The 15,027-nt window shown below is 68.3% G+C and carries 6 protein-coding genes; 2 read left to right on the plus strand and 4 right to left on the minus strand.

Translation table 11 applies throughout. From position 1 onward, the window contains the following. Positions 1–10 precede the first annotated feature (10 nt). Positions 11–9,160, minus strand: a complete 9,150-nt coding sequence (locus ACFYXB_RS38510) for a DNRLRE domain-containing protein (protein ID WP_389589640.1) — start codon at positions 9,158–9,160, stop codon at positions 11–13. 627 nt (positions 9,161–9,787) lie between these two features. Here ACFYXB_RS38510 and ACFYXB_RS38515 point away from each other — a divergent pair. Further along, positions 9,788–10,267 (plus strand): hypothetical protein, encoded by a 480-nt coding sequence (locus ACFYXB_RS38515; protein WP_389589641.1) that lies wholly within the window; start codon positions 9,788–9,790, stop codon positions 10,265–10,267. Positions 10,268–10,424: 157 nt separating this feature from the next. Here the strand turns inward: ACFYXB_RS38515 and ACFYXB_RS38520 are convergent, their stop codons facing one another. Then, complete coding sequence (locus ACFYXB_RS38520; protein WP_389589642.1) at positions 10,425–11,393, minus strand: helix-turn-helix domain-containing protein; 969 nt, start codon at positions 11,391–11,393, stop codon at positions 10,425–10,427. 172 nt (positions 11,394–11,565) lie between these two features. Beyond that, the gene (locus ACFYXB_RS38525) at positions 11,566–12,279 is read right to left on the minus strand and encodes a carboxymuconolactone decarboxylase family protein (protein ID WP_389589643.1); all 714 of its coding nucleotides are present in this window, start codon (positions 12,277–12,279) and stop codon (positions 11,566–11,568) included. Between the two features lie 74 nt (positions 12,280–12,353). On the opposite strand from ACFYXB_RS38525, the gene ACFYXB_RS38530 reads away from it, so the two are divergent. Then, a complete protein-coding gene (locus ACFYXB_RS38530; RefSeq protein ID WP_389589644.1) occupies positions 12,354–12,992 on the plus strand; it encodes a TetR/AcrR family transcriptional regulator in 639 nt (212 codons plus the stop codon). A gap of 365 nt (positions 12,993–13,357) precedes the next feature. Here the strand turns inward: ACFYXB_RS38530 and ACFYXB_RS38535 are convergent, their stop codons facing one another. After that, positions 13,358–14,803 (minus strand): NF041680 family putative transposase, encoded by a 1,446-nt coding sequence (locus tag ACFYXB_RS38535; RefSeq protein WP_389589645.1) that lies wholly within the window; start codon positions 14,801–14,803, stop codon positions 13,358–13,360. Positions 14,804–15,027: the final 224 nt, after the last annotated feature.

Raw genomic sequence — 15,027 nt, forward strand, 5'->3', positions numbered from 1 at the left:
GGCCTCCATCTCAGCGCCACTTCAGCCATCGGAACGGGCTCTTCGGTATCGCCGTCAAGCTGAAGGCCACCCCGTCCTGGGTGAACTGATAAGTCCACAGCTCACCATAGTCGACACCCATCGCCTTCATGTACCGGCGCAATTGCCGCGTACCGGCCCTGATGCCGCTCTTGGTCGCCGGCTTCAGCTCCACCGGGAACCCGGCGTCCGTGAAGCCGTCCGGGATGTTACCGGGCGAGACCTCCCGGCCGGGGCTGTAGCCCAGCGAGTCCAGGTGCTCGGCCCACTCGGGGCCGTTGTGGACCGCTGTGCCCTGGGCCGCTGCGGGGCTGTTGCCCGAGTTCAGGTTCGGGCAGGTGTTGTGGACCAGGACCGGGATCCCGCCCGCCAGGACGTAGTACGTGTGGAGTTCCTGAACGGTGAGGTTGTACCGGTCGGCTGCTCCTGGTGTGGAGGTTACCGACGTCACGCGCACCCCGGTACCGCCATCCGGCGTCTCGAGGACGTGCCCCTTGACGAACTTGCCGGCGGACACCCAGCTCCGGGTGGTCTTGTCGTAGAACGGGTGCTTCGAGGTGGTGTGCAGGGTCGCGGTGTGCCCGTGCCCGGTGTCCAGGGTGACATCGACCAGGTCGGAATCGTGGTTGACCAAAGTGGCCAGCACCGTGCGGGCGCCCTTGTCCTTGCCCGTCTCCGGGTCCGCGGACTCGACCTTGTCGCCGGGCTTGAGCTGCCCGATCGGCTTGGTCTTGCCGTGGTCCATGAGGACCGGCGTGCTCGGGGCGAAGCTGCACGTCGCGCCCTCGGCCGCTTGCTCGGCCTTCGACTCCGCGGTGGCCTCGGCCTGCGCCTCGGCCTTGGCCTCGGCCCGGGCCTGCGCAGCGGCCTCTTCCGCCTTCCTGGCGGCCTCCTCCCGGGCTGCCTTGTCCGCGGCGGCCTGTTCCTGCCTCGCCTTCTGCGCCGCCTTGTCGACGTCCGCCGCGTCCTCGCCGGCGTGCTCGAGGGCCTTGGCGTCGTTGACCAGGTGGTCGGCGTTCTTCAGGCCCTGCAGGGCCTCGGCGCCCTCGGCCGCGTACTTCGCGCCCTTGACCGCCATCCTGGCACCCAGCGCGGCGTCGCCGATCACCGGGATGGCCCCGGCGAACGAGATACCGGCGTCCAGGTAGTCACCCTCGGCCGCGTACCAGGCACCGTTGGCGACGTCCGCCACCGCGCCGACGACCGGGACCATGCCGGCGACGTCCAGGGCCGCGTGGCCCAGGTCGGAGAGCCAGCCGTGGCCATCGAGCTCGATGTTGCTGATCGGGTTGCCGCCGGCGAAGGCGTAGCGGTTGCCGGTCAGCGGGTCGGACACCAGGCCCATGTCACCCAGGGCGCCGTTGTACATGTCCCGCGACAGGAACCGGTTCAGGCCCGGGTCGTAGGTGCGGAAGCCCATGTTGTACGTGCCCGTGGAGCCGTCCACGCGGTCCGCGTTGAAGCGGTAGGCGTTGTACGGGTCGGTCGCCGAGCCAGTTCCGGGCTTGTCCGCGCCGGTGTCCTGCGAGGAGTCGTCCGAGCCGTAGGCGGTGTAGCCGTACGTCGACTTGGTGTCGCCGCCTGCGTCGGTGACCGCCTGGACGTTGGAGTGCGCGTCGTACGAATAGTACGTCGGCTCCTCGGTCCCGTCCGACTTGATCTTCACCTGCGACAGCCGCTCGCCCCACGGCGAGTACTGGTAGGTCTTGGTGACCTTGCTGTTCTCGGTCTCCGACACGACCGCGCTCGACATGGCCAGGTAGTCGAAGACGGTCGTCTTCTCCCCGGTCGCGCCCGCGTTCTGCGTCTGCGAGACGGTCCGGTCGAACGGGTCGTAGGTGAAGTTGGTGGTGTCGTACCCAGTGCCGTTCTTCTTCTGCTCGCTGGAGATGTGGTCGAAGCCGTCGTACGTGTAGCGCTCGATCACATTGCCGCCGGTGGTGACGTTGTCCAGGCGGCCGTACGGGTCGTAGTGGTATCCGGAGGTGACCCCGCCGACGACGGTGGTCGCCAGCCGGTTGCGGTCGTAGTTCGACGTGGTGGTCTGGCCGCCGGACGTCGCCGACGTCACGTTGCCGTTGCCGTCGTAGACGTACGACTCGTTCTGCCCGCCGCCGGTCTTGGTCACCGAAGCGACCTGATCGCGCGGCGTGTAGGCGTAGTCGAGCGTCTGGTTCTTGTACGCCGCGTGGTCGTCGGCGTTCTGGACCTTGGAGGTGTCCTCGGTGGTGTTGCCGTCGGGGTCGTAGGTGTAGGTGTGCTCGGCCACCACGGTCGAGCCGTCGGACTTCTTCTCCAACTGGTGCTTGAGCACACCGTCGAGGAAGTAGTCGGAGGTGGTGACGTTGCCGTTCGCCTTGGTCTCCGTGGCGACCTGGCCGCCCGGGGTGTAGGTGAACTGCGTGACCTTCGGCGACGTATCGGTCGCCGTCTCCTTGTTGGTGACCTTCTGCAGCAGGTTGCGGACGTCGTACTGGAAGTCCGCGACCGTCGCGTCATGGCTGCGCGAGAGCGTGTTGCCGTCCGCGTCGTAGGAGAACGACGTGGTGTGCACCGCGGAGCCGGACTTCTTCACCTCCAGCTTGGAGAGCAGGTTCACCCCGTCGAAGGTGGCGGCGTAGTCGTCGTAGCGGGCGCCAGGGGTGGCATCGGCCAGGTCGACGAGGTTGCCGCTGGCGTCGTAGGAGTAGGTGAAGGCGGTCTTCTCGTTGTCGGTGTCGGCGCTGTTGTCACGGACGATCTTGACGGCGTCCGCGGCCACGGTGCCGCCGCTGTTCTGCGCCAGCGTCACCTTCTGCGTGGTGTCGGCGGCGGTGAAGGCGTACGAACCAAGGCTCACCCAGGTACCGGTGTTCTTGGTCTGGTCGACCGCCTTGGTCGCGGTGCCGCCGTGGTAGCCCACCGTGTACGAGGCGGTGGTGGCCGCACCCGTCACCTGCGGGTACTTCACGTACACCTGGTAGGTGCCGTCCTGCGGGACCGTCAGGTTCCAGGTGAACGAGTCCGACCCGGTGCCCGCCGCGTGAGTGGCGTAGTCGTAGCCCTGGTGGTCGCTGCCGGAGTTGGCCGTCGGCCAGGAACCGGTGGTGGCCACGCTCTGGACGTCGGAGTTGTCGGCCAGGTCCACCTGCAGGCCGACCGGGACGCCGTTGTCCGTGCGGGTGTGGATCATCCCGTCCGGGTAGTACGTCCAGTTCATCGTCCGCGCCTGCGAGCCGCCGGCGGACGTGATGGTGCGGGAGGTCTGGTCGCCCATCTCGTCGTGGTCGTAGGACGTGGTGATGTCCCACGGGTCCGTGGACGTCTTCGCCTGGCCGTCGTCCCAGTAGGTATAGCTGGTGTCGTTGCGGACGCTCTGCCCGGCGGACGGCGGCGCGGACACCTTCTGCAGGCGGCCGTCAGCGTCGTACGTGTTCTCGGTGTAGACGTTCGCGTTGTTGTAGCGGGAGTCGTTCGGGTCGTACGCCTGGTACGTGCGCTTGACCCGGTTCAGCTCGTCATAAGTCGTCTGTGTGGTGAACGCCGTGGTGGAGTTCGCGGCGACCGCCCGCGGCGAGTAGACCTTGGTCTGGTTGCCGACCTGGTCGTAGTCGTACTTCGTTGTGTCGTACATGATCGGGCTGGAGCCGTCGTGTGGCGCCTGCACCTGCGACACCATGCCGCGCTCGTCGTAGGTGTAGAGGGTCTTGTTGCCGTCCTCGTCCGTGGTCGAGGTCTGCAGCCCGTCCTTGTCGTACCCGGTCTGCTTGGTGTGACCGGCCGCGTCGGTGACGGAGATCGCCTGGTGGTTCAGGTTATAGGCGTACTTCGAGGTGTAGTCGGTGGAGTCGGCCGTCAGGTTCTTGAGCGGGTCGACGACCTGCACCGAGTTGCCGACGTTGTCGTACATCGTGGTGGTGACGTGGCCGGCCGCGTCGGTGAGGGACACCGGCCGGTTGAGCACGTCGTAGCCGGTGGTCGAGGTGTAGCTGCCCGGCGTGGCGCCCGGCAGGTTGCCGTTCGGAGACGTCGAGGACAGCAGGTTGCCGACGTGGTCGTAGGTGTAGGAGGTGATGCGGTCCGGGTCGGAGGAGTTGTCCTTCGGCCCGGTGTTGGAGGTCAGCTCGTCCGCGTTGTCGAAGACCGCGGTGGAGACGACCCCGTTGGGCGCGGTGGCCTGGGTGACGTTGTCGTTCGCGTCGTAGACCGGCGCCGGAGCGGTGATGTACGAGCCGGCGGCCTGGTCCTTCGGGACCTTGGACACGAGCGGACGGCCGTAGGTGTCGTACGTCTCGGTCGTGGTCTTGTTCAACGCGTCCGTGACGGACAGGACCTCGCCGCGGACGTCGTACGCGGTCTGGTTGACATCACCCAGGGCGTCGGTCTCGGTCTGCGGGTAGCCGTTGGCGTCGAAGGCGCTGTAGTTGGTGGCGTGGCCGTTCGCGTCCGTGGCGGTCTTCAGCTCGCCATAGGAGTCGTACGCGTACGTGGTCGTGTAGCCGGAGCCGGCCGCGACACCCTTGGGGTCCTGCACCGAGGTGAGGTTGCCGAAGCTGTCATAGCCGAACTGCCACTTGCGGCCCTCCGGGGAGGTCTTGGTGAACAGGTCGGCGCTGTAGCCGTCCAGCCGCGTCTGGTACGTGTAGACGCTCGCCGGCCAGCCGTTCTTGTTGGCCTCCGCGTCTTTCATCGTCAGCGGGTAACCGGTCTTCGGGTCGTACGTGTACGTGGTGGTGGCGCCGTTTTCCTCGATCACCGAGGTGACGTTGTTGTCGGCGTCCCAGGTGAGCTTCGTGACCTCGTTCTTCGCGTTCGTGGACTGCACCGGACGCGAGAAGTCGTCCGTGACGTACTTCGTCACGTGGCTGTTGGCGTCGGTCATCGTCGTGTCGGTGAACGCGTTGTTCGACGCATCCACCGCGTAACCGATCGACGTGTTGTTGTTCAGCCGGTCGGTGAGGGTCTTGGCCCACCAGTGGTACTTGGGGTTGTCACCGGTCTGCGGGGCGTAGTAGTTGAGCTTGGTGTCGTGGCCGCGCGGGTCGGTGATCGTGACCAGCTTGACGTTCTTGGTGCCCTGGGTGGCGTCGTAGGTGAACTTGAACACCTTCGGCTGCGCGGATCCGGCCCCGTCCGTGAGGCGGCCCATCAGGCCCTGGGTGGTGTAGTTGAACATCACCTGACGGCCCGAGATGTCGGTCATCGACGCGAGGTGGTCGATGATCTTCGGGTTGGTCAGGTTCGTGTCCGAGACCAGGTTCCCGGTGCCGTCGACGTAGCTGTAGTTGTCACCCTTGTTGTAGTAGGTGACCGTCAGCGTCTGCCGGCCCGCCGGGTCGGTGATGTAGCTCAGGAAGTGCGTCGGCTTGTTGTTCGACCTGCGGATCGCGTAGGTGAACGTCTCCGTGTTGCCGTTCTTGTCGACGATCGAGGTGACATAGCCGTCGCAGTCGTAGAAGAACCGCGTCCCGTCCGGCTTGGTCATCGACCACGCGTCCGGGGTGTCGTCCTTGTCCGGGGTGCAGGTGACCCCACCCCTCATTGCGAGCAGGAAGTGCACGCCCGCCGGGGCCTTGAAGGTGCCGTCCACTTGCTTGGTGAACACCGACGCGGTGCCGTCACCATCGGTCAGCGTGACCTCGGTCGGGTTCGGGTTGGGGTGGAAGTCCAGCGCCGCGCCGAGGCGCACCGGCGCGCTCGCCTGCGCGGACCAGCCCGGGCCCATCACGGTGTCCGAGGTGTCCAGGGAGTTGTACGCGAACCGTGTGAACGTCCCAAGACCGCGCCCCGGGTTGGAGAAGGCGTTGTACGAGAAGACGTTGTTGCCCGACGCCAGGTTCGTCATCACCGACGAGCCAGCACCCGTGGCCATGCCCGTGTAGGAGTAGAACTTCTCCAGGCCGATCTGGTCGGAGGTCGGGTCCTCTACCGTCTCGGCCTGCGCCAGGCCCGCCACGCCGCCGCTCGCGGAGTTCCAGGTGCTGTTCGTCTTGTTGAAGACGTCCCAGGTCAGCGTGTACTGGGTGCGGGAGTTCGTCGGGTTGCCTGAGTCGGCGTTCGTGGGCGCCTTGACCTGCGCGTGGATGGTGACCGTCTGGCCGGGCACCAGATCGCTGGGCAGCGCTGTCTGGATCTGGTTGCCGCCGTTGGTCACATCGGTGCCGTCCGGCAGCGTCCACCGGTACGACACCACCTGATCGGCCGCCGCCCAGGTGGTGTTGGTGGTGTTGGTCAGCGACAGGTCCACGTTGTACGTGGTGCCCGGGGTCATCCGCTGCGGCACTTGCGGCGCGTAGTACGTCGAGTTGGTGGTGGCGTCCACGTAGGTGACCACCAACTGCGGGCGCAGCTGCGGCTCGCTCGTCTCCGAGGAGAGGAACACCGACCGTTCCTGCGGCCCGGTGGTCGACTCGTCCCTGACCTTGATCAGTACGCCGTGGTTGGAGGACGGCGTGTTGATCCAGCCCTGGGTCAGCGAGGTGGCGTCCCACCAGTGCCGAACCGGGTCGTTGGTGAAGCCGGTGTCGGCGTCGTTGACCGTCGCCGAGTAGTCACCGCCGGCCGTGGTCCAGGCGGTGGTGGAGGTGGCGTTGTTCCAGGTGGCCGTCGCCTCGTCGAAGTCCTTGGTCAGGCCGTGCAGCTCGTAGGAGGCCGAGCCGCCGCCGGTGTTGGTGGTGATGGTCGACTCCGCCTGCACCTGGGCGTCCAGCACCCGGGCGGTGGACGGCAGCGAGCTGGTGGGGAACTTCAGCACTGCACGGGTCTTGCCGTAGGTGGCGGAGTTGTTGCCGACCGTGAACCAGTTCTGGTTCGCACCGTCGGAGGCGATGGTGTCGTGCGCGGTGGTCGGCTGGGCCGAGGACAGGGTGGCGTCGCTCTGCCCGGACTGGATGATCTGCCGGGTCTGGCCGGCCTTCGGCAGGTCGGCCAGTTGCACCGGGCCGCCGATGACCTGCCCGCCCTTGGTCTTGACGGCGACCTCGTAGTAGACCGCGTGGAAGTCGTCGGGGGCGTCCGCCGGGGTGGGTACCGCGGTGGTGTCCGTGAACGACGTCGTGCCCGCCGCGACCGGGGCCACCAGGGTCGCCGAGGTCGGGGTGAAGCCCTGGTAGACGGACCGATGGACCTGGTACTCGGCCAGATCGTTCGCCGGGTCCCCGGTGGTGTTGGTGTACGCCGGCCAGGACAGCTCCGCGCCGGTGGCGTGGATGACCGTCGGCGGGTTCACCGCCACGCCCGGGGTTCCGTAGACGACGGTCAGCTTCGGGTAGGTGGCGGTCTCGCCGCCGTAGGCGTACTCGCCGGCCTCGTACAGTGGGCCGCCCTGGCCCAGCGTCGACTCGTCGGCCGCCTGCAGCACGAACCCGTTGTTCGTCGTCCCGTTGACCCACTTCTGCACGGTGTCGGTCACCGCGAAGTTGTGCCACTGGTCGTACGAGCCGGCCGCCTTCGTCAGCGTCGTCCCCGGCTCGACCAGCCGCACCGCGTCCGCGATCACCGAGGTCGTTGTGGACGCCGGCCCGTCACCGAGCACGATCTTGCCCGCCGTGCCGGCCGAGAACGGCAGCGCCGTCCCGTTGTTCAGTGACCGCCACACCCCGCCGCTCCCGGCGGACTGGTCGATGGTGCCGTTGTAGGTGCCGCCGTTGTACGTCACCGTGTACGGCGCGTTCGTCGCCCGGTCGCTCGCCGGGATCGAGTGCACGTCCACCCGGTACGAACCCGCCTGCGCAACGGTCGGCTGCCAGGTGTAGGTGTCCCCGGCCACCGCATCCTTGTTGTAGGCGTAGTCGCCGTTGACCGCGTACTGCGTGTAGGCGGAGTTGGTCGAGTACGGCCACGAGCCCTTGGCCGCCGTCCCGGTGTCACCGTCGTCCAACTGCACCGTGGTACCGGACAGTTCGCCGGACAGGGCGCTGGTGCTGTTCCATGTCGCCGTCGAGGCATCCCACGCACCCGTCGCCCGATGCGCCTCGATCACCACGCTGTTGGTGTTGGAGGTGTGGACCTGGTTGTAGTACACGCCCAGCTTCGCCGAGGTGATTTTCGTGTTCGAAGGGATGCCCGTCAACGGGAACTTCAGCAGCGACCGCAGCTTGCCGGTCGCCGTCGTGCCCACCCCCAGCTGCCACGTGCCGTTGAGGTTCGTCGTCGACTGCGTGGAGTCCACCATCACGTCCTGCGAGGTGGACGGGGTCGGCGCCAGCACGATCGTCGGGTCCACGGTCACCGGGAACCGCCGTCCGGGAGCGGCCAGCCACTTGGCGTCCGGTGTCAGCGTGATCCGCCAGGACGATCCGTGGCGGGTGAGCTTCTGCACGACCCGGCCGTGTGTCAGATCCGCCACCGGAGCATCGCTGTTCGCCGGGGCCTGGAACATCACCGCCGCCGGGATCACCAGCACCGGGCGGCCCGATTCCCTGCCACCGTAGAGCCCGATCGAGCCGTCCTTCAGCTCCTTGGGAGTCAGCCCGCCGGTCTTGAGGGTGAAGGTGAACGAGACCGGGCTACTCGGGGCCCGGTTCAGGACGATGTTCTCCTTCACCTCACCGCGCCCGACCCGGTAGTCGACATCGGCGCCGCCGGCCAGCCCCCGGTAGGTGACGGTGTCGCCCTTGGCCACCGGGGAGACGGACTTGTCCGCACCGGCCAGGCCCAGGGTGACGGCATGCTTTCCGTCGGCCTCGAAACGCAGCAGGTTCCCGCTCCGGGAGCCGAAGTATGAGCGGGCCAGGTTGGTGGTGTTGGCGTACCGGTAGCCGGCCCGGCCGGTTGCGGCGACCTTCGTGTCGATCGCCTTCCACCCGTGTGCCGAGTGGTACGACAGCGGCACCGCGGAGACCTCCGCCTGCGTGGTGCCGTCCGACAGCTTCCAGTACCGCGCCGACGGGGTCCGCTTGGACGTCAACTCCCGCACCAGATGCGCCTTCGGCGCCTTCTTGCCCGGCGGCAGCTTCTGCCGGTCGGCTATCGCGTCCTTCGGACCGGTCGGCGGCTTGGGTGCGGAATGCCCGCCGCCGAACCAGCCCTTGACTGTGCCGATGATTCCTGGACCGCCGCCATGGCCCGATGACGGCGCGGAGGCGAATGCGGGGGTCTGTATGAAAGAGCCCAGCAACGCTCCCGCCACCAGCGATGCGGCTATCCGACTTCGTCTCGCCACCCAAAACTCCTTGTCACGCGTGATCGACAATCGCGACACAAGCGGCCGCGTCTGCGCGTGATTTCCGGAGCGCGAATATCCCGAGGCATGCCGAAATGGCCATTCCGGCATGCCACCCACTTCTGGGGACTGTTGCCGGCGAACAGGACACAATGAACCGCAGCACCGTAAACCACGTACGTAGACGCGCCCGCACAAAAACGGCCATGGCGGTTCCATAGCCGTTGATGCGACCAGTGCTGGGGGACACCGAATCAGCGGCGGAACTGTGGCACGACGATCACGGGAAGGTCTAGCGAGAGTACAGTTCGAGCAAAATTAGGGCGAACCATCCATCCAGCCAGCCGAATCACCTGGTTCATCCGTTTCATGGACACAGATTCAGCCACCGGCTACACACAATTTTGGGATCGGCTTTGTCTTTACGGTGGGCGCTTTACCGAGTGATGGCAGCCACTTAACTGCGCTTCGGGGATAAGTCGGCCCGGAAGTGGTGGGCCGCAGGCACGAAAGGGGCCTTTCGGTCCGACACTTGCGCCTTTCCGCCGCCTTGGCTCTAATCGACAGGCACGCTTCGAAGAACTCGAAACCAGGCGTTCGCGCCCATCTGCGCAATGGAAGTCGGCGATGGAAATCCAGACAGCAGCAGGCCCCGAAACACCCGAAAGTAATGAAACCGCCGCGGCTCCCGCCACCCGGCGCCGCGCTCGCCCTCTCGTATTCGGCGGTGCCCTCCTGTGTGCCGTTCTCGCCACTGTCGGCGTCCTGCTCGCCACCCACAGTGGGGACGGCAAGAACGGCGCGGAGGCCAGACACCAAGGCCCCACCATCCCCGTGACCTACCAGATCACCGGCCGCGGCACCGCCCAGATCAGCTACGCCGGGCCGGACAGAAGGCTGCACACCGTCAGCGCCCACCTGCCCTGGCGCGGCGGCGCCGAGCTGACCGCCGGCGCCCCGGCGGTCGTCTCCATCGTCCTGGGCAAGGAGGGCGGCAACGCCACCTGCTCGGTCAGCCTGCACGGGAAAGTGGTCCAGCAGGCCACCGCCTACGGCTCGTACGGACGCGCCAACTGCCGGACACCGCTGGCCCGCACCACGCCATGATGACCGTGGAGAGCAGGCCAGGAGATCTTGGATACAGAACATAGAGGCGGCGTGAGCTTCGACAGGATCCTTCTAATCGTCTCGGTGGCGATCTCCACAGTGCTGGCCGTGCGACGGATCCGGGCGCGTCTCCAGGAACACCGGAAGCAATGACCCTTCAGTTGGAGATCGTTCGGTCGGGCTGTGGGTCGCCCACGGAGGCGAACACCGGCTGTACGTCGGCGCCGGCCTGTCCGCGCAGTACGTCCAGGGAGCGGCGCCGCAGGTCACCGGGGAGGCCCGGGGCTCCCGTGCCCGCTGCGCCGAGCAGCTCCAGCGGGGAGCGCTGCCGCAGGTCATCGGGGAGGCCGTCGGTCCCCGTGCCCGCTGCGGCCACCAGCTCCAGTGGGGAGCGGTCGTCGGCCCGGTCCCAGGAGCGGTCGGAGGCGGCGCTGCGCCAGCGCTCGGCCAGTTCGCCCTCGCCCGGGGCCGCCAGGCGGTCGGCGACGCCCGCCGAGACGGCCGCCACGCCAAGCACCAGGGAGCGGCTCGCCTCCAGACACGCGATCGCGTCCTCCGTGAGACCGGCACGCAGCGCCCAGAAGGCCGCCCTGCGGCCCCGGTCGGCTGCCGCGCGGACACGCTGGGCCTTGGCGCGGAAGTCCGGGTCGCGGATGAAGATCCAGGACCGGTACTGCCAGGGCTTGAGCGCGTCCTCGCGCAGCCAGCGGCGCACCGTGGACGCGGAGACGGTATCGGAGATCCCGCTCGCGGTCAGCTCGGCAGCCAACTCCGGGCACGACCAGCACGCCAGCGCTACGCCGGTCTCGTCGGGTAACTGGCAGGCCAGCGCCTTGGCCTCGGCGACCTGCACGGGAGTGAAACGGGCGGGGCGCCCCGAGCGCTTGCAGTCGGCCAGGGTCGGCAGTCCGCCGGCGGCGAACCGGCCCCGCCAAGCGCGCACCGTGTCCAGGTGCAGACCCGTCTCGCGGGCGATGCGCGCGTTGGAGCGCCCCCGCGCCGCGTGCAGGACAACCTGCGCGCGGACCCGCAGCCGGTACTCGATCTTGTCACCGTAGGCCATCTTCTTCAGCCGCTCGCGCTCGGCGGCGGTCAGCAGCACGGGGCGGGCACAGGGTATGCGCACGGCGGGAGGAACGGCCGATCTCGCGAAGTGGATCACTGACGGGCGTGCAGCCTGCCGCGCCGCGGTGGCGTCGCCAGCTCGCCCAACGATGCCCTGGACCGCACCTGCGTCCCGCACTGTGACGGACCGGCCCTGCAGTCCGAGTCGTGTGCGGGGTGCAGGCGACAGGCGGTCAGGCGTCCCCGGCCGTCTGCTTTCCCTGCAGTTCATCCTGGTCGGCCAGCAGCGCGTCGAGGACGGTCAGGGCGCGCCAGGTCCGGGTCATCCCGAACGTTGCGGTGGCGCGGACGGCGGCGCGGACCTCGTCGGGCGTCGCCCCCGCGCCCAGCGCACGGCCGACGTGGGCGCGGAAGCTCTCCTGGAGGGTTTGGTAGAGGACGTCCACGGTCATGGTGGCGAACGCCCGCTCACGGACGCTGATCCGGGACATGCCGGCGCGGATCCGCGACTGCAGGTCCATGTAGTCGGCGAAGCCCGGGTCGAGGGCACGCACCTCGGCGCGCATCGCGGCGGGAAGGGGGCTGCCCATGCCGTCCGCGTTCACCTGGTGGCCCTGGCCGGTCGGCCCGGGCAGGCCGTGCTCGCGCTCGATCTCAGCCAGCCGCTCCAGGGCGGCCAGCGCCGCCGGGTAGCCGCTGTCGTAGGAGATGAAGCGGAGCAGCTCGCGTAGGTCGTCGGCGTCGAGGCCGTTGTCCAGGGCGGCCCGCACGTGCAGTTCGTACGGCATGCCGAGGACCTGCTCGCAGACGTCGGCCACGAGGTTGAGCAGGATCCGCTCACGCGGCGTCAGTCCCCTTGCGGGTCCGACGAGTTGGAAGCTTGCGGCGGCCATCTCCGCGAACACGGGGTCCAGGTCCTTGACCGTGGTCTGGGTCGGCAGCGTCATGGCGATTCCCCTTGAGTGAACGGCTGTAGGGCTACGACTGTAGCCCTACAGCCCGTCCAATACAATGCCGAATCATGGATGCGACCACCCCGGCCCCAAAGACCGCCCGCACCGCGCAGCGCAGCCGCAACCCGCGTGGCCAGGGCGAGCGGCTGCGCGCCGAGATCGTCGACACGGCACTGCGGCTGCTGGACGAACTCGCCGACGACCAGACCCTCTCGCTGCGCGCGGTCGCCCGCAAAGTGGGCATCGCCGCGACCTCCGTCTACATCCATTTCGCCGACCGCGACGCGCTAGTGCTGGCCGCGCTGGAGCACTGCCACGCGGACCTGCTGCGCGCGGTGGACGACGCTGAGTCGGGCGCCGCCGACCCAGTGGCCGCACTGCGCGCCCGAACGGCGCTGCTCGGCGCGTGGTCCCGCGAGCACCCGGGGCTGTACAAGGTGCTGCACGAGAGCACGCTCAACCGGCGCACAGACATGTCTTTCAAGGAGGAGATGGCCAAGCGCACGACCGCGGCGATCCGCCGCTGCATGGACGCCGGGCTGGCGCCGCGTGGCGACGCGGAGACCGTCTCCCTGGACCTGCGCACGGCCGTCCACGGCGCGGTCTCGCTGCGCGTCAACCAACCCGAGCTGCCCTGGCCCCCGCTGGAGGAACAAGTGGACCGGTTCCTGGTGAAACTGGTCGGCGTCCCGCCTACGGAAGGGTGACGGCGGTGTGACGTGCGGCGAAATGGCTCGGTGCCGCGCCACGGGAGCCGATCCCGGAAGGCCGGGCTTCGCGCTCCGGACCCGGCGCAGGGCTTGATCGGGTCCTGGGCGAGCCGCTGGCGTACGGCGGAGGCGGATGCCGGGGCCGGAGATGCAGCGCGCGGTGAGTTTCCGCGGCCGGTTTCGAGCAGCTCCAGTGCGACAGCGGAGTGTCGGTCTCCGCGGCTTCGCCGGCCCTCTTGGCAGGGGGACTGCACCTACGGCGTCTACCTCGCCGGACCGAACCTGCGATCCGCGCCCCGCACACGGCCTGACCTCACGTCAACCCCCGAAGGATTTCCGGAGCCCACCACTTAGCTTGACGTTTAACGTCGGTGAGCTTGATGTTCCTTGATCGACTCGGCGCGTTTGACCGTTTTGCCGACGTCGTGACGCTTGGCCCGGTGCTTGTTCTTCGAGCCGGGAGGCCGTCCAGGGCCTGGTCGTGTGGGTTTCGGTGCGGCCGCCGGTCTCGTGGTCGTGGCGCGGAGGTTGCGAAACCCACGCCGGACGCGGGCTGGGGTGAGGCGACGGGGTTCGGTGCGGCGTTCCCAAGGCCGGCGGAGGTCTTCAGCGAGGGGCCGGGCGAGTCGGAGCTGGGTATGCGCGGCGATGATGAGCCAGGTCCACAGGTCGGCGGTGTCCGCGTGGCGGATCTTCGGGGCGGTCCATCCGAGCGTCTGCTTCATCAGCCTGAACGTGTGCTCCAGGTCGAAGCGGCGGAGGAACGAATGCCACCAGCGGTCCACGTCCGCCGGTGTGGCGCCGGCGGCCGAGGACCACAGCCAGACGGGTTTCGGGTCGCGGTCGCCCGGCAGGCGCTCCACCTTCAGCCGCATCAACGTGCCGTGCAGGATGGGCAGTTCCTCGTGCGCGTGCTCCAGCCAGGGGCCGCGGTGGGTGAGTCTGGGGTGCATCCGGTCCCAGGCCGTCGCCTCGGCGGTGCCGTAGCGGGTGGTGTCCGTGGAGGTGGTGACGTCGGGCTGGTGCCAGGTGTCGGGCTTGGCGAGGGTGAGGACGCCGCCGTGCCTGCGGGGCCGCCCGCCCTTCGGCCCGGAGCGGGCGGGACCTGCGTCGCGGAGCATGACGCGGTCCGAGCGCAGACGTCCGACCAGCACGACCGGCAGGTCCGCCAGGACGTGGGAGAGGTAGGCGACGTCGTAGCCGGAGTCCATGACGATCAGGATCTCGGGGTCACCCGGCCGCCAGTGCCCGGCCATGGTCAACCGTCCGACCACTTCCCGGAGTTGGCTGGCGGTGACCTGGGTGGCGTCGTCCGCCTGGCCCAGGCGGACCGCGTCCAGAAGAGCGACCCAGGAGGTGCGGCCGGACTCCAGGGCGGCGACGAAGGAATACGGCCAGCCGGGCACGAGCTGGTCCGAGCTGCGGTCTCCGCGTCCGTAGACGTGGCAGAACAGCCGCTCGTTGCTGGTCGGTGCATCGGGCCGCAGCCAGTGCGACACGTCCACAGCGAGCACGATCCGTCCGTCGGCCGCCTTCGGCAGCGGCAGGCCGGCCAGGGCGCGGCGCAACCGCGCCGGCTCCAGCCAGCCCCGGTCCAGGGCGGCGTACAGCGCACCGTGCCCGCGCCGGTGCTCGGCCGCCAGCGACAGCTCGACCAAGGTCTTCACCGGCCCGTCCGCGCACAACACCGCATCGGTGAGCTCGAAGAGCGCGTCCGCGCGGGCGTAAAGACACTCGTAGAACTCGACCCGAAAGCGGGACAACAGGCCCAGCGCCTCACTTCCGGGCACATCGACAGGCAGACTCATGGGCAGCGGCCGTTCCTCGCGTGCTTCGTTACTCGACATCTCGAAGCGTGAAGAACGGCCGTCTCATATGCCCCAAGATCCCAGCGATCTCAGCAGGTCGAGTGACCAGCGACGTTAAACATCAAGCTTAGTAGCTGTTGTCGTACCGATCTTGGGGTTTGTCGATCGAACCGGAGTCCCGATCGGGTGGTCGCGAGGTGCTCGGCGCATACGAGCAGGGCCTC

Origin of the sequence: Streptomyces sp. NPDC002619 (assembly GCF_042889305.1) — a bacterium.
Taxonomy (GTDB): domain Bacteria; phylum Actinomycetota; class Actinomycetes; order Streptomycetales; family Streptomycetaceae; genus Streptomyces.

Bases quoted from the DNA above. Each gene is read 5' to 3' on its own strand.
- ACFYXB_RS38535 (WP_389589645.1), bottom strand. From the start codon at position 14,803: ATGAGTCTGCCTGTCGATGTGCCCGGAAGTGAGGCGCTGGGCCTGTTG.
- ACFYXB_RS38515 (WP_389589641.1), top strand. From the start codon at position 9,788: ATGGAAATCCAGACAGCAGCAGGCCCCGAAACACCCGAAAGTAATGAA.
- ACFYXB_RS38530 (WP_389589644.1), top strand. From the start codon at position 12,354: ATGGATGCGACCACCCCGGCCCCAAAGACCGCCCGCACCGCGCAGCGC.
- ACFYXB_RS38525 (WP_389589643.1), bottom strand. From the start codon at position 12,279: ATGACGCTGCCGACCCAGACCACGGTCAAGGACCTGGACCCCGTGTTC.